The organism is Kibdelosporangium banguiense, from assembly GCF_017876405.1.
Classification (GTDB): Bacteria; Actinomycetota; Actinomycetes; order Mycobacteriales; family Pseudonocardiaceae; genus Kibdelosporangium; species Kibdelosporangium banguiense.
Map to the genome: position 1 here is coordinate 11130197 of NZ_JAGINW010000001.1, position 20995 is coordinate 11151191.

17 protein-coding genes are annotated in these 20995 nt (G+C 66.3%); 8 read left to right on the forward strand and 9 right to left on the reverse strand.

The window, feature by feature from the left end; all coding sequences use genetic code 11:
• The gene (locus JOF56_RS59170) at positions 1–180 is read right to left on the reverse strand and encodes an MbtH family protein (protein ID WP_372448331.1); all 180 of its coding nucleotides are present in this window, start codon (positions 178–180) and stop codon (positions 1–3) included.
• A gap of 315 nt (positions 181–495) precedes the next feature.
• Here JOF56_RS59170 and JOF56_RS49760 point away from each other — a divergent pair, with 315 nt between their 5' ends.
• Positions 496–2376: a condensation domain-containing protein gene (locus JOF56_RS49760; RefSeq protein WP_209646441.1), complete on the forward strand. Its 1881-nt coding sequence runs from the start codon at positions 496–498 to the stop codon at positions 2374–2376.
• On the opposite strand, the gene JOF56_RS49765 is transcribed toward JOF56_RS49760, so the two are convergent.
• The 4 genes from JOF56_RS49765 to JOF56_RS49780 form a co-directional block, all read right to left on the reverse strand.
• On the reverse strand, positions 2373–3647 hold the full coding sequence (locus tag JOF56_RS49765) for an MFS transporter (RefSeq protein WP_209646442.1): 1275 nt from the start codon (positions 3645–3647) through the stop codon (positions 2373–2375). The genes JOF56_RS49760 and JOF56_RS49765 overlap by 4 nt on opposite strands.
• The gene (locus JOF56_RS49770; RefSeq protein ID WP_209646443.1) at positions 3644–4447 is read right to left on the reverse strand and encodes a thioesterase domain-containing protein; all 804 of its coding nucleotides are present in this window, start codon (positions 4445–4447) and stop codon (positions 3644–3646) included. Before JOF56_RS49770 ends, JOF56_RS49765 begins: the two co-directional genes overlap by 4 nt.
• Entirely contained in the window at positions 4440–7541 is a 3102-nt protein-coding gene (locus JOF56_RS49775; RefSeq protein WP_209646444.1) for a non-ribosomal peptide synthetase, read from the reverse strand. Before JOF56_RS49775 ends, JOF56_RS49770 begins: the two co-directional genes overlap by 8 nt.
• A 369-nt stretch (positions 7542–7910) precedes the next feature.
• A complete protein-coding gene (locus JOF56_RS49780) occupies positions 7911–8555 on the reverse strand; it encodes a class I SAM-dependent methyltransferase (protein WP_307855625.1) in 645 nt (214 codons plus the stop codon).
• 136 nt (positions 8556–8691) lie between these two features.
• Between JOF56_RS49780 and JOF56_RS49785 the strand changes: the two genes are divergently transcribed.
• Positions 8692–9195, forward strand: a complete 504-nt coding sequence (locus tag JOF56_RS49785) for a hypothetical protein (RefSeq protein WP_209646445.1) — start codon at positions 8692–8694, stop codon at positions 9193–9195.
• 36 nt (positions 9196–9231) lie between these two features.
• Here the strand turns inward: JOF56_RS49785 and JOF56_RS49790 are convergent, their stop codons facing one another.
• From JOF56_RS49790 to JOF56_RS49805, 4 genes are all read right to left on the reverse strand, one after another.
• Positions 9232–9831: a vitamin K epoxide reductase family protein gene (locus JOF56_RS49790; RefSeq protein WP_209646446.1), complete on the reverse strand. Its 600-nt coding sequence runs from the start codon at positions 9829–9831 to the stop codon at positions 9232–9234.
• Positions 9828–10496 (reverse strand): DsbA family protein, encoded by a 669-nt coding sequence (locus tag JOF56_RS49795; protein WP_209646447.1) that lies wholly within the window; start codon positions 10494–10496, stop codon positions 9828–9830. Before JOF56_RS49795 ends, JOF56_RS49790 begins: the two co-directional genes overlap by 4 nt.
• 85 nt (positions 10497–10581) lie before the next feature.
• Complete coding sequence (locus JOF56_RS49800) at positions 10582–11013, reverse strand: hypothetical protein (RefSeq protein ID WP_209646448.1); 432 nt, start codon at positions 11011–11013, stop codon at positions 10582–10584.
• Between the two features lie 45 nt (positions 11014–11058).
• Positions 11059–12045 (reverse strand): LacI family DNA-binding transcriptional regulator, encoded by a 987-nt coding sequence (locus JOF56_RS49805; protein WP_209648957.1) that lies wholly within the window; start codon positions 12043–12045, stop codon positions 11059–11061.
• A 163-nt stretch (positions 12046–12208) separates the two neighbouring features.
• On the opposite strand from JOF56_RS49805, the gene JOF56_RS49810 reads away from it, so the two are divergent.
• The 6 genes from JOF56_RS49810 to JOF56_RS49835 all read left to right on the forward strand — a co-directional run bounded on the left by JOF56_RS49810 (position 12209) and on the right by JOF56_RS49835 (position 20741).
• Positions 12209–13132, forward strand: coding sequence for a carbohydrate ABC transporter permease (locus JOF56_RS49810; RefSeq protein WP_209646449.1), 924 nt, complete (start codon positions 12209–12211; stop codon positions 13130–13132).
• The gene (locus JOF56_RS49815; protein ID WP_209646450.1) at positions 13132–13995 is read left to right on the forward strand and encodes a carbohydrate ABC transporter permease; all 864 of its coding nucleotides are present in this window, start codon (positions 13132–13134) and stop codon (positions 13993–13995) included. Before JOF56_RS49810 ends, JOF56_RS49815 begins: the two co-directional genes overlap by 1 nt.
• A gap of 41 nt (positions 13996–14036) precedes the next feature.
• On the forward strand, positions 14037–15374 hold the full coding sequence (locus JOF56_RS49820) for an ABC transporter substrate-binding protein (RefSeq protein ID WP_209646451.1): 1338 nt from the start codon (positions 14037–14039) through the stop codon (positions 15372–15374).
• Between the two features lie 62 nt (positions 15375–15436).
• Positions 15437–16981, forward strand: coding sequence for an arabinosylfuranosidase ArfA (arfA, locus tag JOF56_RS49825; protein WP_209646452.1), 1545 nt, complete (start codon positions 15437–15439; stop codon positions 16979–16981).
• Positions 16974–18725 (forward strand): glycoside hydrolase family 35 protein, encoded by a 1752-nt coding sequence (locus JOF56_RS49830; protein WP_209646453.1) that lies wholly within the window; start codon positions 16974–16976, stop codon positions 18723–18725. The genes arfA and JOF56_RS49830 overlap by 8 nt, the downstream gene beginning before the upstream one ends.
• An 87-nt stretch (positions 18726–18812) precedes the next feature.
• A complete protein-coding gene (locus JOF56_RS49835) occupies positions 18813–20741 on the forward strand; it encodes an RICIN domain-containing protein (RefSeq protein WP_307855626.1) in 1929 nt (642 codons plus the stop codon).
• Positions 20742–20995 lie beyond the last annotated feature (254 nt).

The window sequence follows — 20995 nt, forward strand, 5'->3', positions numbered from 1 at the left end:
TCAGCGCAGGCTGAGCGGCCGCATGTCGGTCCACACCTGCTCGATGTGCGCCAGGCACTCCGCCCTCGTGCCGGTCACCCCGGCCTGGCTCCACCCGGCCGGCATCGGCCGTCCGGCCTGCCAGATGGAGAACTGCTCCTCGTGATTGCGCACAACGCAGTACTGATCGTTCTGTTCCACAGTGATGGCTCCAGGATGAGCTGACCCCAGCCAATGGGATAACACGCGGGAATCGCGCAAACGAACCCCACGTTTGCAGGACCAACGGTACGTCACCCACCGGCACCGGAAGAAGAGGATGAACAGACGCTTCGAATAAGCCGTTCGGCTTAGGCACAATTGTCGATCATCATACCCCCGGCCGGAATGCGACAACTGCCCTTTCGGGCAGACCAATGGCATTCGAATCGGCCGTCTCCGGCCGGAGAAAAGTTCGATACGATTCACTGCGGGGGCATTCACTCATGGCCTGGAATCCACGAACGGAGTAGCGCGATGACCGATCGAACGATTGGTGAGCGGCTGCCTTTGTCGTACGCGCAGGAACAGTTGTGGTTTCTCGACCAGCTGACACCCGGCGAGACCTTCTACAACGTGGACATCGGCTACCGGTTACGTGGCCCGCTCGACGTCGAGGTGCTGCAGCGATCGCTGACCCTGCTGGTCGCGCGGCACGAGACCCTGCGGGCGACGTTCCACGACGCGGACGGCACCCCATATCAGCTGATCAGCCCACCCGCCGAGGTCGAGCTCACGGTCATCGACCGCACCGGCGAGGATCGGGACGAAGCGGTCAGTCGTGAGCTCGGCGCGTTGGCCGCGATCCCGTTCGACCTGGTCACCGGGCCGCTCTACCGGTTCACGCTGGTCCGGCTGGCCGACGACGACCACGTATTGGCCCTGAGCTTCAACCACATCGTCATCGACGGCTGGTCGGTCGCGATCGTCAACCGCGAACTGGCCGTCGTCTACCGGGACCTGATGGCCGGGGCCGAGCCGGACCTGCCCGAACCGGCCTTGCGCTATCGGGACTTCGTTGCCATGCAACGCGACCGCGTGTCTGTGGCCGAGCTGGACAGCCAGCTCGGCTTCTGGGCCGAGCGCCTGGCCGGGCTGACCGAGCTGGATCTGCCGGCCGACCAGCCGAGGCCGGCCACCGGCAGCCGCGCGGGCGGCGACCTGGTCCTCGACTACCCGCCGGCCTTCCACCAGGAGCTCCGGTCGTTCGCCGAGCAGCAGGGCACGTCGTTGTTCATCCTGGTCACGGCGGCCATCGGGGTCGTGCTCGGCCGGTATACCAGGCAGCTGGACGTGCCCTTGGGCGTGCCGATGCTCGGGCGTACCGACCCGGATCTCGAGGATGTCGTCGGCATGTTCGTCAACATGGTCGTGCTGCGGGCCGACCTGTCCGGCGACCCGTCGTTCGCCGGGCTGCTCGAGCAGCTCGCCGAGTCGTCTCTCGACCTCTACGACCACCAGGACGTGCCGTTCGAGAAGGTCGTCGAACGGCTCGACCCGGTCCGCGTGCCTGGCCGCAATCCGCTGTTCCAGGTCTCCGTCCAGGTGCTCGGCGCGAGCAACTCCCCCGCCGGGTTCACCCTGCCCGGGCTGACAGTCGAGTGGCTGGAACCGGCCACGACCAGGGCGTCCTTCGATATGAACATCAACTTCTTCGAGACCGCCGACGGCATGCGCGGGCACCTGTCCTACCCGGCGGACATGTTCGGCCAGTGGCGGATCGAGGCGTTCCTCGGGCACGTCGAGCAGGTGCTGCGCTCGGCGATGAAGAACCCCGCCCAGCCCGTCTCGCGGATCTGCCTGCTCACCGAGGCCGAGCACGACCGGGCGCTGGCCGCCGGGCATCAGGTCGAAGGCATCGAACTGTGTTACGTCGTCGACCCGGCAGGCAACCTGCTGCCCCGCGGTGTGCCGGGCGAACTGCTGGTGAACGCTGACGAGAAAACCCGCCAGGAACAGTCGGCCGAGCATTTCGAACCGAACCCGTTCAAGCAAAACAGCGTTGTTTTCCGAAGCGGGAACGTGGCGCACTGGACCGAGGACTGGCAATTGGAGATTCTCGACAACGACGCACCCGGACAACCTGCGAAACCGGACACCGATGGCGCCGTAACCACACCCGCCACGCCGACCGAAGCGACCGTGGCGAGCATTCTCCAGACCGTTCTCGATAAGCCGGTCGAAGACCCGGACGCGAACTTCTTCGAACTCGGCGGGAACTCATTGCACGCCACCCGCGTGGTCAGCAGGATCAACAAGACCTTCGGTATCAAGGTCAGTGTCCGGCTGCTTTACGGCGACAGCACAGTCCGCGCCATCGCCGGGGCGGTCGACGAACTCACCGCCGCGAAATCCTAAGAGGCTGGTTCGGCCGCCGGAGGCATTTCCTTCAGGCGGCCGACCGGCGACAACACCACCGCGACGATCATCAGGCCGGCACCGGCCGCGATGCACCAGAGTGCGCCGTGCAGGCCGAGCACGCTGCCAAGCAGGCCGGCCGCCGGCGCGCCGAGTGCACCGCCGGTGAACATCAGTGTCCGCATGGCCGCGGTCATCCGGCCCAGCAGCGAGCTCGGGGTGATGGTCTGCCGCAGGCTCAGGATGACGACGTTGGCCACCGACATCCCGCCGTACATCAGGAAATACGCCAGCACGAACACCGCGACGACGACCGGCAGCGGGCCGCCCGCGACCGGTACCAGCACCAGACCGACGAACACCGTCGACACCATGGCCGAGTACGTCCGGCCGACACCGAGCTTGGCCAGGACCCGGCCGGAGAACGCGGCGCCGATGACACCGCCGATGGCGCCGAGCGACATCGTCAACCCGATCAGGCTGGGCTGGAAGCCTTGTGACTGCAGGGCATAGAGCACGAACAGCGTGTTGTTCGCGATGGTCAGGAAGTTGCAGAAGCAGCCGATCAGCGCGATCGCGCGCAGGTATCGGTTGCCGGCGACCCAGCGCAGTCCTTCGGCGAGTTCCGGGAGCAGCCGCCGCCGGGTTTCCGGGCGTTCCGGCCGTGGTTCCCGCACCTTGATGAGCGACAACGTCACCACGGACACCAGGTAGGACACCGCGTCCACCGCCATGGCGATCGGCGCTGTCAACGCGCTGACGAGCAGGCCGCCCAGGCCGGGACCCGCCGTCTCGGCCGCCGCGGATGTGGCACCGAGCTTGCCGTTGGCCTCGACGAGGTTCTCCGGGCCCTTGACAAGCGTTGGTACGTAAGACATCCAGCTCACGTCGAACAGTACGGACGCCATCCCGACCCCGGCGGTGATGATCACCAGCGAGACGATCTCCAGCTGGTCGAACGCGGCCAGCAGCGGCACCAGTCCGATGAGGACCATCCGGATCAGGTTCGCCGCGATCATCATCGGCCGGCGCCGGCCCCGGTCCACCCACACCCCGAACACCAGCGCCAATGCCAGGTACGGACACCACTGCGCGAAGCCCAGCAGGCCCAGCTCCCCCGGACCGGCCTGGAACTCCAGCACGGCGGTGAGCGGCAATGCGAGCGTGGTGACCTGAGCGCCGAACAGCGACAGGGTCTCACCACCCCAGAACTTGAGGAAATCGCCGTTACGCAGCAGGGAACTGCGGGCCTTGGGCTGCGCCTGAGTCACCCGGCCTCCCCGTCAAGCCGGCGTTGCACGACCTGGCTCAGCTCGATCAGCCGGTCCCCTTGCCAGATCGAGTGATGGTCCGCGTCGATGACATGCTCCTCAACGTTGGCGGCGAAGCGCTCCCACCGCATCCGGTCAGGCGGAGTCGCGGCTGCCTTGATCGCGAGAACCGGGCCGCCGCGGTAGATCTCATCTGTCTCGTAGCCGTACGACGCCTCGATGTGCGCGTGGAACACCGCGTAGCGCTCGCTCAGGAACTCGGCGTCGAGCTCCTCCGGCAACAGCCCGGCCCGTTCGATCCACCCGAAGGCAGCATCTGGCTCTGCCGCCGCTCCGGCGAGCACACTGTCCATTGTGTCCTTTTCAACAGCCGCGGCGGCCATGAGGTCGTACAGGAACGACTTCGTCATGTCGGCCTGATCAGGCGTGTCGGCCTTCAACGGGGTAACGGCGTCGACCAGGATCAGCAACGGGACCTCCTGCCCGGCTTCGGTCAGGCGCAACGCCATCTCGAACGCGATCACGCCACCCATGGACCAGCCGAGCAGGCAGTACGGGCCAGGCTGAGCACTCCTCAGCGCCTCGGTGTACTCGGCGGCCAGCTCACGCAACGAGGCCACTGGGGCGCGCTCGTTGTCGAACCCGGGAGCTTCGAAACCGTAGAGCGGCTGCTCTTTGTCCAGCAGACGAGCCAGACCGTTGTAGGCGTAAGGCGAACCCGACACTGCGGGCACGCAATGCAACGGCGGCTTGGCACCGCTCGGTTTGATCGCGACGAGCGTGTCCACGACACTATCCACGCGACTTCCCTTCACCCGCAGCGCCATCGATCTTCGACGCGATGGCGGCAACCGTCGACGTCCCGTACAGCAGCCGCACGTTCACCTTCACGCCGAACGCCTTGTTGATCCGGCTCACCACCCGCATCGCCTGCAGCGAGTTGCCGCCCAGGTCGAAGAAGTTCTCGTTCGCGCCCACCCGCGCCACCCCGAGGACGTCCCCGAACACTGCGGCGACCTGGATCTCGGTGGCTGTGCTCGGCGGTATGAACTCCCGCGCCTGGGCAGTGTCGACCGGTTCTGGCAGTGCTTTGCGGTCGATCTTCCGCGCGGTCGTCAGCGGGAACTCGGCCAGCGACACCCACGCTGTGGGCACCATGTACTCCGGCAGCTGCTCGCTCAGGTGCCTTCGCAGGTCGGCCGGACTCGGCGGGTCGGCTGTGGTCGCCGTGTAGTAGCCGACAAGCCGCTGCTCGCCGCGGGAGTCGGCCCCCAGCAGCACGACCGCCATCCGCACCTGCGGGTGGCTGAGGATCACCGACTCGATCTCGCCCAGTTCGATGCGTAGCCCGCGCAGCTTGACCTGGGTGTCGATCCGGCCGAGGAACTCCAGCTCGAAGTCCTCACGCCAACGCACCAGGTCACCGCTGCGGTAGACCCGGCCGGACGGCCGGAACGGGTCCGGGACGAACTTCTCCGCGGTCAGCTCGGGCTGGTTGAGATAGCCACGGGCCAGCCCTTCGTCCCCGCCGATCAAGAGCTCACCCGGGACACCGCGGGGAACGAGGTTATTGTGCTGGTCCACCACGTAGACCAGGCGGTTGACGTGTGGATGCCCGATCGGCGGCGGGGACACCCATTCCTTGTGTTCGCACTCGTATTCGGTGCAGGCCACTGCGGCTTCGGTCGGGCCGTACAGGTCGAGGAACCGCCGTCCTGGCAGGTTCCACTTGTTGACCATCTCGGCTGGTACCGCGTCCGCGCCGCTCACCACGTACTTCAAGTCCGGATAGGGCCCGGCTTCGAGTATCGACAGGATGGCGGGCGCCATGTCGGCATACGTCACGCGTTGCTCGCGCATGAGCTTGGCCAGTTGGTCGGGCGCCGACCCTTCCTCGGGCGAGACCAGGACGAGTGTCGCCCCGATCGTCAGGCCGGTGAAGATCTCCCCCATCGAGGCGTCGAACGTCAACGCGGGCAGCTGCAGCATCCTGTCGTCGGCCGTCATGTCGAAGGAACGCCGGTATGCCTCGACGAAACACCGCAACGCGCGATGCTCGATCAGCACCCCCTTGGGCTGTCCCGTCGAACCCGACGTGTAGAGCACATAGGCCAGTGAGTCCTGTGTGGCCCATTCGGCCAAGGGCTCCACAGTGGCCTCGCCGGCATCGGCCAGTACCACGCTCCAGCCTGCCGGCTCCGGCAGTTTGTCCACAGTGGATGACCGAGCGATCACCAGTGATGCTTTGGTGTCGCTCAGGATGTACTCGAGCCGTTTGACCGGAAGCGACGGATCGATCATCGCGAACGCCGCACCCGCCTTCAGCACGCCCAGCATCGCCACGAGCGTGTCCAGGTCGCGGTCCATCGCGATGGCAACGATCTGCTCATGCTGTACGCCGCGAGTTCGCAGATGCGCGGCCAGCAGATCCGCTTTCCGGTCGAGTTCGCCGTAGGTCATCTCGACGCCACGGCACACCGCTGCCACCGCGTCGGGATTGGCCTGCGCAACCTTCGTTATGCTGGCATGCAACGTTTCGCTTGTGTACGCCACCTCTTCGCCGCGCCCGGCTGCGAGCAGCTCTTCCCGCTCATCGTCGTTCAGCATGGGGATCCGGGACAGCGGGATCGACGGGTCCTCGACCACGGCGGTCAGCACTTGCGTCAGGTGGCCGACCATCGCTTCCACTCGCCACCGGTCGAACAACGCCGTCGCGAAGGTGACGTGGGTACGCACGGATTCCGGGCCCTCGAAGACGTTGACCACCAGGTCGAACATCGCCCGGACAGCGGACAGGATCAGCAGTTCGGCCCGCACGCCAGGCAGATCGAGGCCGCCGGTCTCGTCTGGGACCACCTGGATGGACACCTGGAACAGCGGGTTACGCCCGGGGTCGCGGACCGGTTGCACCCGCTCGACCACTCTCTCGAACGACGCTTCCTGATGGTCGTAGACGTCCATGCTGGCCTCGGTGGCACGCTCCAGCAGCTCGGCGAACGCCGGGTCGTCGGAGAGGTCTGTGCGCAGCACGACCATGTTGACGAACAGGCCGACAACGCTCTCCAGCTCAGGCTCGATCCGGCCGAGCATCGGCACACCGATCGGGATGTCGTCCTGCCCGCTGTAACGGTGCAGCACAACGGCCAACGCGGTGGTGAGAATCATGAACAGCGACGTGCCTTGCTCGTGTGCGAGCCTCCGCACGCCGTGCACGAGGTCTGCGGGGAAGTCGACGCACACGGAGTCGCCCGCGTAGCTGGCCATCGCCGGCCGCAACCGGTCGGTGGGCAGCTCCAGTACCGCAAGCCCGTCCAATTGCCGTTGCCAGTATTGGAGTTCTTCTTCGAGCACCTCGCCGTGCAACCGTTTACGTTGCGCGCGAACGTGATCGGCGAACGTCATGGCCGGCTCAGGCAGTTGCGGCGGACGCCCTTCGGCCAGCGCCCGGTACACCACACCGAGTTCGCCGTCGATGATCCCGTTCGACCAGCCGTCGGTGATGATGTGGTGGAAACACGCCAGGAACACATGGTCCCCGGCGTCCAGGCGCCAGAGCCGGAACCGGTACAACGGGCCGAGCGACAGATCGAACGGGATGGACACCGCGGCCTTGACCGCCGGTTCGATCTCGGACTCCCCGCCGAGATCGACGACCTCGAGTTCGGCTTCCCGCGACGGCGCGATCACCTGGAACGGCGCGCCGTCCATGGTGCCGAACGACGCGCGCAGTGCCGCGTGCCGGTCAAGAACGAAGGTGAGAGACCGCCGCAGGACGTCGGCGTCCAACGGCCCACGCAGCCGGTGTGCGGTGTAGAGGTTGTACGTCGTCTCCTCTGGTGACAGCTGGTCGAGGAACCACAGCTGCTCCTGTCCGAACGACAGCGGCAGGTTCATTCGGCCACTCGTTCCCTTCGCGTTGTCCAGCACTTACCCCAGCGCCAAGAATTCGAGGAAACAAACAGTTGATTGCGGCGCCGCCGAAATGACAAGCGTGCCGTCAAAGGGTTCGCCGGGCCTGGACAGCCGGGATATCCACAAGCATAGTCAGAGGTCCACCGGGCCGCGCCGGTAAAACTCCCCACCCTGCACCCACCGGCCACTCCCCGTCAGAACATGCTGCGCACAGCCCAACCCCCGCACGTCGAAGCCAGGATACTGACGCCCGCAACTGGTCCACACCACCGTTCGGCTGAACGGACCCGCGCCATTCCTGGCATCATTCGGCGGAGTATTTCCCTTTGGGGCAGCGGAATTCAAACGACGTTATCGGACTTTGCGGGCGGTCACCCGTTCAATCACGCCACCCTTGAACCGTTCACTGTGCTCGACGGTGAAGCCCTGCGCCACAACTGTCTCAATCGGACGCCGCAGGAAGTGCTCGCCACTGTCCGGAGAGAACCGATTGACCATTGCCTGCAGCCCGCGAAACAGCCATCGCAGGGGCGGCGAACTCGGCCGCACATGATCCAGGAGCACCAGCCGGCCACCCGGCTTCAGCACCCGGTACATTTCGGCCACCACAAGCCGCTCGTCAGGTACCGCGCACAGCGCCAACGTACTCGTGACCGTGTCGAAACTGCCGTCCTCAAACGGAAGCCGCTGTGCGTCGGCCTCTTCCAGGCGAACGTCCCGGCCCAGCGCGGCGGCCCGTTTCCGGGCGACCGCCAGCATCTCGGGACTCAGATCGATGGCGGTCAACCGCACGTCCGCGGGATACCGGGACAGATTCAGGCCGGTACCGACGCCGACTTCCAGCGTTCGCCCCAGCGCCTGCGAACACACCCAGTCCCGGCTTGGCCCGAAGACGGTCCGATCAAGCAACGCCATCGACTTGTCGTACGCCGACGCGTGCTTGTCCCAGTACCGACGAGACTGCTCGATGCGCTCGTCGCGGCTTGGCTGCGTCACGAACATCACCTCTGCCACCACGGTACTTGCCAAGCCGGTGACCACACCGCTACGAGGTTACAAAACGATAACGACGACCCGTCTGTTCAACCACCTACGATGGTTCCTCGTAGACACAGATGTGGCCAGGAAGTTGATGCTCGCCTTTACCGTCCTAGCAGGCGCTCTGACAGCCTGCTCGTCCTCCTCGTCGCTGTCCGCGGACACGGGCAGCAGTGCCCCGCCGCCGGCGCCGAGCGGCAAGCCTGCTGTCACCACCACCCGGAACCTGCCGCTGGACACCGCGAATCTGCAGGTCGTGCAGATCGCGGGAATCGGCAGTGTGGTCAGCGACGACGACGGCTTCCCGCTCTACCGGTACGACAAGGACACCGCACAGCCGCCGAAGTCCAATTGCGTTGAGACCGAGTGCATCCTGGTCTGGTCTCCGCTGCTGTCGGCCAGCGGCAAGGTGAACGCGCAGGGAATCGACCAGACGTTGCTCGGCACGGTCGAGCGGGGCAACGGCCTCAAGCAGGTCACTCTGGGCGGCTGGCCGCTCTACCGCAACACCAACGACGAAGGCGCAGGCCAGGCGAACGGCAACGGTGTCGACGGAGCCTGGTTCGCCGTCGGCCCCACCGGACAGAAAGCTGGTTGATACCCCCGTTGAGCAAGAGCCCAACGGGGGTATCGGTCACAGCAATGTAATCCAGTACGACCAGAAGGCCTGTAGCACTGCCAGGCCGATGACGGCGTACCATCCAATGAGGACGACGGTGTGATACCGGGTGAGGATCTCCCCCGCCCGCCGCCAAGGTCCACTACCTTGACGCAGGTTGTGCAGCGTCACGTACCAGAAGATCGGGATCGTCACGACCCAGACCGCCATGCAGTACGGGCACAGCGCTTCGATCCGGTACAGGCTCTGAAAAATCAGCCAGTGCACGAACACCACGCCGAACACGCATCCGGCCTGCAACCCCAGCCAGAACCAGCGCGCGAACCTGGAACCGGCCAATATGGACACACCGGCTGCGGTCACGACCGCGAACCCGGCGATGCCCAGCAGCGGGTTGGGCACGCCGAACGCCTCCGCCTGCGGGGTTTTCATCACCGAGCCGCAGCTGAGCACCGGGTTGATGCTGCAACTGGGGACATAACCCGGATCCCGCAGCAACGCGATCTTCTCGACCGTCAGGACGAACGCCGCGATCAGCCCGACCGCCCCGCCCACTGCCAGGATCCAGGGCAGCAGCCGGTCGGTGAACTGTTTCTGCTCCAGTACCTGAGTCATTTGGCCAGTTCCGCGTCGACGGCCGACTTCAACGCCTCATACGAAGGCCGTCCGGCGAACTTGGTGCCGTTGATGAAGAACGTCGGCGTGCCACGCACTCCGAGTGCGGTGCCGTCGTTGCGGTCGGCGAGAACCCGGTCAAGCGTGGCCTTGGCATCCAGCGCGGCCTCGAAAGCCGGCATGTCCAGACCGAGCTGGCGAGCGAAGCCCAGGAACGTGTCGCGGTGCGAGACATCCTGGTCGCCCCACAGCGGCTGGTTCTCGTACATCAGCTTGTACATCCCCTCCAGCTTCCCCTGCTGACCTGCTGCCTCGACAGCACGCGCCGAGAGCTCGGCGTTGCGGTGGCTGGGAATCGGGAAGTAACGCATCACGAAGGTGACCTTGTCGCCGTACTCGGCACGCAGTTTCTCCACTCCCGGGTACGCGGCACCACATGCCTCGCACTCCAGGTCGAGGAACTCGACGACAGTCACCTTGCCGTCAGCGGCATTGGACAGCCGATGACTGTCGGGACGGACGAGCTGAGCGGCCGGCGCATTCGGTTGCTGCGCCTGCGATCCGGTGTTCGGTGGCGTATCCGGCCGGTTGAGCAGGAGGATTCCGGTCACCACCACGGCGACGACGGCGAGGACCGTCAGGGAGATCTTGGTATTCGAAGTCATGGTTTCGTTTCCTTGAAAGGGCATGCGGCCGTGACAAGCCGCACGCGGAAAGGGTGGGCTTGGTGCGAGACGGGCTCTGTCCGGCCTACGTGCGCAGCACGCAGATCATCGCGAGGCTGGGCGCGCGATGCTCGCGACGCTTCACAGCCCGCTGAGGCCCGGCCCGCCAGAACGCGAAGCCGAGGAAACCAGGACGAACGATCGAGATCAGCAGGAACAGCACGGCGACCAGCAAAACCGCACACATCCCGATGACTCCGGGGAAATGCGGCTCCGATGTATGCGCTGTGTCCGCGTCATACAGCACAGCAGCACCATGCGGGCTGATGATCTGCTCAGTCCCCGCATCGGCGCCGTGCACTGTGGTGGGACACATCGCAGCGTGCGCCAACGGCCGGAAAGCCTCCCGGCTGTGGGTGCCCTGCAACGCGGTCAGGCCGACCAGCAGACCGAGAATGACGACCAGCCGCGCCAGCCCTCCTGACGCGGCGATCCAGGTTCTCGACCTGACCGGCATGACTCCAGAGTAGGACAACACCAGGGCCGGCATCATCCGGCCTGTTCAGCCCGCCGGTGCTGCCGTGCTGGATCGGACCACGAGTTCGGTGGGGACCTCGACCACCGCAGTGCCCTGGCTGTTGTTGGCGATCTCGGCGAGCAGGGCGGTGACGGCGTTGCGGCCGACTGCCTCGAACGACTGGCGCACAGTGGTGAGCGGGGGCCAGAAGTGGGCGGCTTCTTCCATGTCGTCGAATCCGACGACGCTCACGTCGCCGGGCACGGTACGGCCCTTTTCGTGCAGGGCGCGCATCAGGCCTAACGCCATCTGGTCGTTCGCTGCGAAGACAGCGGTGACCGAGGGATCCTCAGCCAGCCGTAAGCCGTGGCAGTAGCCGGAATTCGCCGACCAGTCGCCGGTGAGCACCGGAGGTGTCTCCCGCCCGGCCCGCTCCAGCGTTGCGCGCCAAGACCTCTGGCGTCGTTCAGCGGCGTAGGACAGGGGCGGACCGGCGATGTGCCAGACGGTCCGGTGGCCGAGGTCAAGCAGGTGGTTGGTCGCGAAGGCGGCGCCCTCGGCCTGGTTGGTGTCCACCACCGGGTGTTCGTGGCGGGCATCAGCGCCGATGACGACGACGGGAAGCCCCTTGGGCAGTTCGATCTCGTTCTCGTCCAGCTGGTGTTGCTCGATGAGGATGATGATGCCGTCGACCGCCTGCTCGCTGAGCCAGCTGAAGGCGCCGGTGACCTCGCTCTGGGTCGACTGGGTCACGGGCATGAGCGCGATCGTGAGCCCTTCGGCGGCGACCGCACTGGCGACAGCGCTGAGGGTACGGCTGTTACCGAAGGTCGGCAGTGCCGAGATGATCGCGCCGATGCTGCGGAACTGGCCGTTACGCAGGGCGCGGGCCGCGCTGTTGGGCCGGTAGCCCACGCTGCGCATGGCGGCCAGCACCCGTTCGCGGGTGGCATCGTCCACATTCGTCTTGCCGTTGGCGACGCGGGAGACCGTCTGGCCTGACACCCCCGCCTCGCGCGCCACGTCGGCCATGGACGGGCCTCTGCGTCGAGCGTCGGGGCTACGCCGCGTCACGAGTCAACTCCTCAGTCGTTCTGGACATGTTTACGTCAACAGGTTATCTTCTGCGCGTTCATGTTGACGTAAACATTTTTCGCCGGGCCATCTGATCCGGCAGCTGGGAACCTGAATGACGATGACGTCCACAGCCGCACCGCCGGCCCCGCCGCACCGCGCGGTGACCAAGCCGCGCAGGCGCCGTCAGTGGCGCGGCTGGCTGTTCGTCGCGCCGTTCCTGCTCGTGTTCGCGCTGGTGTTCCTCACGCCGGTGATCTACGCGTTCGGCCTCAGCCTGTACCGCACGCAGGCCTTCTTCGGCGGCTCGGCGTTCGTCGGATTCGACAACTACGCACTGGTCTTCGCGGACACGAAGTTCTGGGAGTCGTTCGTGCGGGTCGTGCTGTTCCTGGCCATCCAGGTGCCGATCATGCTGCTGCTGGCGCTGGTCGCGGCACTGGCGATCGACAGCGCGCGGCTGCACGCGTCCGGGTTCTTCCGAATCGTTATCTTCCTGCCGTACGCCGTGCCTGCCGTGGTCGCCACGCTCATGTGGGGGTTCATGTACGGCGAGAACTTCGGGCTCGCCGCGGACCTGAACCACCTGTTCGGCACGAACGCCATCAAACCGTTGTCCGGTGACTGGATGCTCGCCTCCATCGGCAACATCGTCACGTGGGAGTTCGTCGGCTACAACATGCTGATCTTCTACTCGGCGCTGAAGGTCATCCCCACGGACCTCTTCGAGGCGGCGGCGATCGACGGCGCGGGCACGTTCCGCACCATCCTGAGCATCAAGCTGCCCGCCCTGCGGCCCGCGCTGATGGTCGCCACGATCTTCTCGATCATCGGCAGCTTCCAGCTGTTCAACGAGCCCAACATCCTGCGGACGCTGGTGCCCAACGTGATCAGCACCTTCTACACGCCGAACATGTACGCCTACAACCTGTCCTTCGGTGGCCAGCAGTACAACTACTCCGCGACAGTCGCGATCGTGATGGGCGTGCTCACCGCGGTCATCGCCTATGTCGTGCAACTGCGCGGTGCGCGGAAAGGCATGTGATGAGCTCCATTTCCGTGCTCAGGCCCCGCAGGTCCCGGGTGCTGACGGCGATCATGTCGCTGTACCTGATCTACACGCTGGCGCCGCTGGCGTGGCTGGTGATCAGCTCGACCAAGACCCAGAGCGACCTGCTGTCCACCCCGGGGTTCGCACTCGGCGGCTCGTTCGCCCTGTTCGACAACATCATCCAGACCTTCACCTACAACGACGGGATCTACTTCCGTTGGCTGGGCAACACACTGCTGTACGTGGTGGCCGGCGCGGGTGGCGCGACGTTCCTGGCGACTGTCGCGGGCTACGGCCTGGCCAAGTACCAGTTCCCCGGACGCAAGGCGGTCTTCGCCGTCATCCTCGGCGCCATCGCGATCCCCGGCACGGCACTGGCCGTGCCGACATTCCTGCTGTTCAGCGATCTCGGCCTGACCAACACGCCGCTGGCGATCATCATCCCGTCGCTGATCAGCCCGTTCGGGCTCTACCTGATCTGGATCTACGCTGTGGACTCGGTCCCCGACGAGATGCTGGAAGCCGCCCGCATCGACGGCGCCGGGGAGTTCCGGATCTTCTTCCAGGTGGCGCTGCGCCAGCTGATGCCCGGGATCGTCACGGTCGCGCTGTTCGCGGTCGTGTCCACATGGAACAACTACTTCCTGCCGCTGATCATGCTCAGCGAACCGAAGTGGTACCCGCTGACCGTCGGGCTCAACCAATGGAACGCGCAGGCCCAGGGGGCCGCCGCCCGTCCGGTCTACAACCTCGTGGTCACCGGCTCGCTACTGACCATCGTGCCGCTCGTGATCGCATTTCTTCTCCTGCAAAGGTTCTGGCAGTCAGGACTGAGCGCGGGAAGTGTCAAGCAGTAACCAGCCCGACCTCCTATCCACATTGTCGTGAAGGAAAATCGATGATCCGCCGCCACATGAAGATCGCCGCGGCAGCGGCGTTGGTGACCGCCATGGTCGCCGGATGCTCGTCCGGAGGGACCACTCCCGCCGGACAGCCCGCTGCCACCGGGAACCAGGACGCCGTCGACGCCGCGCTGCAGGCCGGCGGGACGATCACGTACTGGAGCTGGACCCCCTCGGCCGAGGAGCAGGTCGCGGCCTTCCAGAAGGAATACCCGAAGGTCAAGGTCAACTACGTCAACGCCGGTACCGGCAACGACCACTACACCAAGCTGCAGAACGCGATCAAGGCCGGGTCCGGCGCGCCGGACGTGGCCCAGATCGAGTACCAGGCGCTGCCGCAGTTCGCGCTGACCGACTCGCTGGTCGACCTCAACCAGTACGGCTACAGCACGTTCGAGAAGGACTACACCGCCTCGACGTGGTCAAGTGTCAAGGTCGGCAACGGCCTCTACGGCCTGCCGCAGGACTCCGGCCCGATGGCCTTGTTCTACAACAAAGAGGTCTTCGACAAGTTCAGCCTCACGGTGCCCAAGACCTGGGACGAGTACATCGACGTGGCCAAGAAGCTGCGCGCGGCCGACCCGGCCAAGTCCATCACCGCCGACACCGGTGACGCCGGCTTCACCACGAGCATGATCTGGCAGGCGGGCGGCCACCCGTTCACCACCGACGGCCGCAACGTGAAGATCAACCTGGCCGACCCGGGCGCCAAGAAGTGGACGGCCAAGTGGGACCAGCTGGTCCAGGGCAAGCTGTTGTCCGGCATCAAGGGCTGGACCGACGACTGGTACCGCGCGCTCGGCGACGGCACGATCGCCACCCAGCTCGCCGGCGCCTGGTTCCCGGGTGTGCTCAAGGAATCCGTCGCCGCCGGCGCCGGGAAGTGGGCCGTGGCACCGATCCCGACGTATGACGGCAAGCCGGTCACCGCGGAGAACGGCGGCAGCACCCAGTCGGTGCTCAAGCAGAGCGCCAACCAGCCGCTCGCGGCGGCGTTCGTGCGCTGGCTCAACAACGGCAACGGAATCAAGCCGTTCCTGGACAGCGGTGGTTTCCCGGCCACCAAGGCCGACCTGAGCGCGAGCTCGTTCCTTGAGGCACCGAACGCGTACTTCGGCGGCGTCAAGATCAACCAGGTGCTCACCCAGGCGGCCAACGAGGTCGCCAAGGGCTGGACCTACCTGCCGTACCAGCTGTACGCCAACACCATCTACGGCGACACTGTGGGCAAGGCATACCTCAACAGCTCCGCGCTCGACGGCGGGCTGGCCGACTGGCAGAAGGCCCTGGTCGAATACGGCAACCAGCAAGGTTTCACCGTCAGCGCCGGATAAACGACCCGGCTCGGTGGGCGCTCCGCCTGGCGCCCACCGAGCCCTCCCCCAGGAAGGACCGCATGGCCGTCCACATCAACGCGGACGTCAACGACCCGATCGGCCCGGTACCACCCCGGCTGTTCGGGTCGTTCGTCGAGCACATGGGGCGCAGTGTGTACACCGGGATCTACGAACCCGGGCATCCTGCGGCCGATGAGCGGGGGTTCCGCCGTGACGTCTTGGATCTGGTACGTGAGCTCGGCCCGACCGTGGTCCGGTATCCCGGCGGCAACTTCGTGTCCGGCTACCGCTGGGAGGACGGCGTCGGGCCCGCCGCCGGGCGGCCCGTACGGCTCGATCCCGCCTGGCACAGTGTGGAGACCAACCAGTTCGGCCTGCACGAGTTCGCGGACTGGGCCGCGGAAGCGGGCGTGGAGCCCATGTACGCGGTCAACCTCGGCACGCGGGGCATCCAGGAGGCCATGGATGCCCTCGAATACTGCAACCACCCCGGTGGAACCGCACTGAGCGAGCAGCGTCGCGCCAACGGCGCCGACAGTCCTTTCGGCTTCCGGCTTTGGTGCCTGGGCAACGAGATGGACGGGCCCTGGCAGATCGGTCACAAGACGGCCGACGAATACGGCCGGCTGGCCGCCGAGACCGCTCGTGTCATGCGCATGATCGATTCCACTGTGGAACTGGTCGTGGCGGGCAGCTCGAGCCAGGACATGCCGACGTTCGGCTCCTGGGAACGCACGGTCCTGCGGCACACCGCCGCGCTGGTGGACCACATCTCGCTGCACGCCTACTACCAGGAGTTCGACGGCGACGCCGACAGCTATCTCGCCAGCGGCGCCGCTTTGGAGAGCTACATCCGGACCACTGCCGGGATCATCGACGAGACCCTGGCGGAACTGGGGCTGGACAAGAAGATCGGCATCAGTGTCGACGAGTGGAACACCTGGGATCTGCGCCGGTGGAACGAGGTCGACTCCGCCAAGCTCGGTGCTGAGGGCTGGCACACCCGGCCGCGGATCATCGAGGACACCTACACGGTCACCGATGCCGTCGTGGTCGGATCGTTGCTGAACTGCCTGCTGCGCAACGTCGACCGGGTCACCATGGCCAACCAGGCCCAACTGGTGAACGTCATCGCGCCCATCCGCTCCGAACCCGGCGGCCCCGCCTGGCGCCAGACGACTTTCCACCCCTTCCAGCTGGTCGCCGCGTCCGCCCGTGGGTCGAGCCTGAAGCTGACGGTGGACGGCGATCGCGTGAGCACTGCTCGGCATGGCGAAGTCGACATCGTCGACGCCGCCGTGACCGTTGAGGAATCCGGTAACTGTGCGGTCTTCCTGACCAACCGCGCCACCACGTCGGCCACCGAGGTCCGGCTGTGGATCCGCGGCGCGGGCCTTGACGTCGAGAACGCCTGGACCGTCACGACACCCGACGGCCTGACCCGGCACGCCACCAATACCGCCGAGTCGCAACCGGTTCAGCCCATCCGGCTGTCCGGTGTGACCGCTGCCCCGCACCACGGAGGTACGATCATTACCGGCACACTCCCGCCGCTGTCCTGGACCGCCCTGCGCCTGCGTCCCCTGGTGGGCCAGAATGCCTGAGTTCGCGATCGGCGAGACCGACTTCCTGCTCGACGGCCGGCCCTTGAAGATCCTTTCCGGTGCCCTGCACTACTTCCGGGTGCATCCCGACCTGTGGGCCGACCGGATCGGCAAGGCCCGTCAGATGGGCCTCAACACCATCGAGACCTACGTCCCGTGGAACGCCCACTCGCCGGAGCCCGGCGAGTTCGACCTGTCCGGCGGCCTGGACCTGGACCGGTTCCTGCGCATGATCGCCGAGGCCGGGATGTACGCCATTGTGCGGCCGGGCCCGTACATCTGCGCCGAGTGGGCCAACGGCGGCCTGCCACCCTGGCTGTTCCGTGATCCCGAAGTGGGCGTCCGCCGGTACGAGCCGCGCTATCTCGCGGCCGTGCGGGAATATCTGAACCAAGTTTACAACGTTGTCGTGCCGCACCAGATCGACCGCGGCGGACCGGTTCTGCTGGTCCAGATCGAGAACGAGTACGGCGCTTTCGGCAACGACAAGCGTTATCTCGCCGCGCTCACCGAGTACACGCGCGAAGCCGGGATCACGGTTCCCCTGACCACTGTGGACCAGCCGACCCCGGAGATGCTGGAAGCCGGGAGCCTGGAAGGCCTGCACCGCACCGCTTCCTTCGGCTCCCGCACCACCGAACGGCTCGCGACCCTGCGCGCCCACCAGCCCACCGGACCGCTCATGTGCAGCGAGTTCTGGAACGGCTGGTTCGACCACTGGGGCGCGCACCACCACACCACCTCGGTCGAGGAGTCGGCGGCCGATCTGGACGCCCTGCTCGCCGCGGGCGGGTCGGTCAACCTCTACATGTTCCATGGTGGCACCAACTTCGGCCTTACCAACGGCGCCAACGACAAGGGCGTCTACCAGCCGCTGGTGACCTCGTACGACTACGACGCACCACTGGACGAAGCCGGCAACCCGACGGCCAAGTACCACGCTTTCCGGGACGTGATCGCCCGCTATCACAAGGTTCCCGACAGCGTTCCGCCTCCGGCGCAGCCCGCGCCCACACCGACGGCATTGTTGCGTGATCCCGTCCGCCTGCTCGATGCACCACAGCGTTGGGGCACCTGGCAGACGTACGACCACTTGCCCACGTTCGACGAGCTCAGCCCGATCCCCCAGCTTGTCCTGCTGCGTACCCGGATCACCGGTGACAAGCCGGGAGTGCTGACGTTCGGCGAGGTTCGCGACCGGGCAGCGGTGTTCCTCGACGGCGATCACGTGGGCACGTTGCTGAGGGAGCACCACGACCGCGCGATCGCCCTGCCTCGGGCGAACGGCGAACTCCTGGTACTGGTGGAGGATCAGGGCAGGGTCGACTACGGCACGCGGATCGGTGAGGCCAAGGGCATCATCGACGGCGCGGTCCTCAACGGACAGAGTTTGTCCACTTGGGACGTTATGCCGATCGACATGGCCCTTGTGCCGGACCTGCGAGCAGACAGCGCGGCCGTGTTCGGGCCGACGGCCGGACCGGCGCTGCTGCGCGGCGAGTTCGACCTCGACCAGCCCGCGGACCTGTTCCTGGACACCGGCCTCTGGGGCAAGGGAATGGCCTGGATCAACGGTTTCCCGCTCGGCCGCTACTGGCGGCGTGGCCCGCAACGGACGTTGTACGTCCCCAGCCCCGTGGTGCGGGCCGGCGCCAACGAAATCGTCGTGCTCGAACTGGGCACGATGCTCGAACCCGACGTGCGTTTCGTGCCCCATCCCCTGCTCGGACACACCGAAGCCTGAACGAAGGGTCGTTCGAAGATGAACCTCCGACGTTTATTCACCGTCCTTTGTGTCCCGTTGGTCACCGCCGTCGCCGTGCCTGCCCCTGTGTCTGCCACTGGGGCGGCGGTCGACTCGGTCACCGTGCGGCCTGATCCCACCTACCGGCAGCAGCCCTTCGAGGGCTGGGGCGCGAGTCTGGCGTGGATGGCCGAGGCGACCGGCGGTTACCCCGACGCGATCCGTAACAAGCTCGCCGACATGGTCTACGGCCCGGAAGGGCTGAACTTCAACATCGCCCGGTTCAACATCGGCGGCGGCAACGCCCCGGACGTACCGCCCTACCTGCGCGCGGGCGGTGCCGTGCCGGGCTGGTGGAAGGCGCCCGCGGGCACGACCCGTAACGACAAGGACTGGTGGTCCCCCAACGATCCGCGCGAGTTCGACGCCGCGGCTGACCCGAACCAGCGATGGTGGGTCGACCGGATCAAGAAACGCGTGACCAAGTGGGAGACGTTCAGCAACTCCCCGCCGTACTTCCACACCGTGTCCGGGTACGTCTCCGGTGGCTTCAACGCCACCGACGAGCAACTGCGGACCGACAAGATCGGCGACTACACCGCCTACCTGGCCAAGGTCACCAAGACCCTCGAGCGCGCGCACGGAATCACTGTTTCCACGGTGGATCCGTTCAACGAGCCCAACACCAACTACTGGAAGACCACTCTCGGCAGCAACGGAAACCCGACCGGTGGCCGCCAGGAGGGTGCGCATATCGGGCCCGCTGTGCAGTCGCAGGTGATCCCGGCGATGGCACAGGCACTGTCCGCGGCGGGAACCCGCGCCACGGTGTCCGGGCCGGACGAGACCAACCCGAGCATCTTCGCCGACGACTGGAACGGCTGGTCGGCTGAGTCCCGCGCGAAGGTCGGCCAGCTCAACGTGCACACCTACGGCACCGGAAACCGGCCTGTGCCCAGGGACATCGCCAAGGGCGCGGCGAAACCGCTGTGGATGAGCGAGGTCGGCGGGAGCTGGCTGGACCGCCAGGACTTCACCAGCATGGACCCGGGTCTCGGGATGGCCGCGCAGATCACCGGCGACCTGCGTGAGCTGGAGCCGAAGGCGTGGGTCAGCTGGCAGCCCATCGAGGACTACAACAACATGAAGCCCGGCGGCGAGACCCCGGCGGGCATCAACTGGGGCGAGATCCAGATCCCGTTCGACTGTGCCCGCAACGCGACGCTGAAGACGTGTCCGATCAGGACGAACACGAAGTACAACACGATGCGCAACTTCACCCACTACATCAAGCCGGGTGACCGCATCATCGGCGTGAACGACACCGCCAGCACAGTCGCGATGCGCGGCGAAAGCCTGGCCACCGTGGTCCACACCAACGCCACCGCGGCCGACCGTGACGTCGTGCTCGACCTGTCCGGCTTCGGGCTCGTCTGGCCCGGCGCGTCCGTCACCCCGGTGGTCACGGACGTCAACAAGGTCCTGGAACGCGGCAAACCAGTCCGCGTGGTCAACAAGAAGGCGACCATCCGCGTCCCGGCCCGTTCGGTGACCAGCTTCGTCGTGAACGGCGTCAGTTTCACCGCCGCCGGCACCGGAATCGGCTCAGGCAAGCCGTTCACCTTCACCGGCGTGCAGAGCGGCAAGTCACTCAGCGCCGAGAACGGCTCGCTCCTCCAGCGCACGACCGACGCCTCAGCGCCGGCCCAGACCTGGACCCTCACCAACCGCACCGGCTGCTACGGCAACCGCGACCAGTACACCATCACCAACACCGGCACACGCCAGGTCCTCAGCACAGCCGACGGCGCGGTCACCCTCGCCCCGGCCCGCACCGACAACGCGGCCTCCCGCTGGATCCTGTCCACCACCGGCAACGGAACCTGGACCTTCATCAACGCGGCCACCGGCCAGCTGCTCGATGTCATCGGCGAATCCCGCGAGGACGGCGCCCGCATCGGCCTCTACCGCCCGACCAACGGTCCCAACCAACGCTGGACGGCAGTCCCGCGTTAAGACCTAAGTAGACACTCGGCCCCGGAGGTCCTCACGCCTCCGGGGCCGAGGGCTGTTCTGCCCAGGAATGCGCAGGGCTGCCCGGGACCGCGGCGCGGAGAGATAGCGCTCGAGCATCTCGCGTCGCTCGGCGAGCCGCCGTTCCTGATGTGCCAGCTGGTCGCGAACCGGCCGGACGCGATCGGGTCTCTGCCGCTATCGGCGCAGGACGTCAAGCAAGTCGATCCTGGCCGGTTCGGGGCCGGCGACCGGCA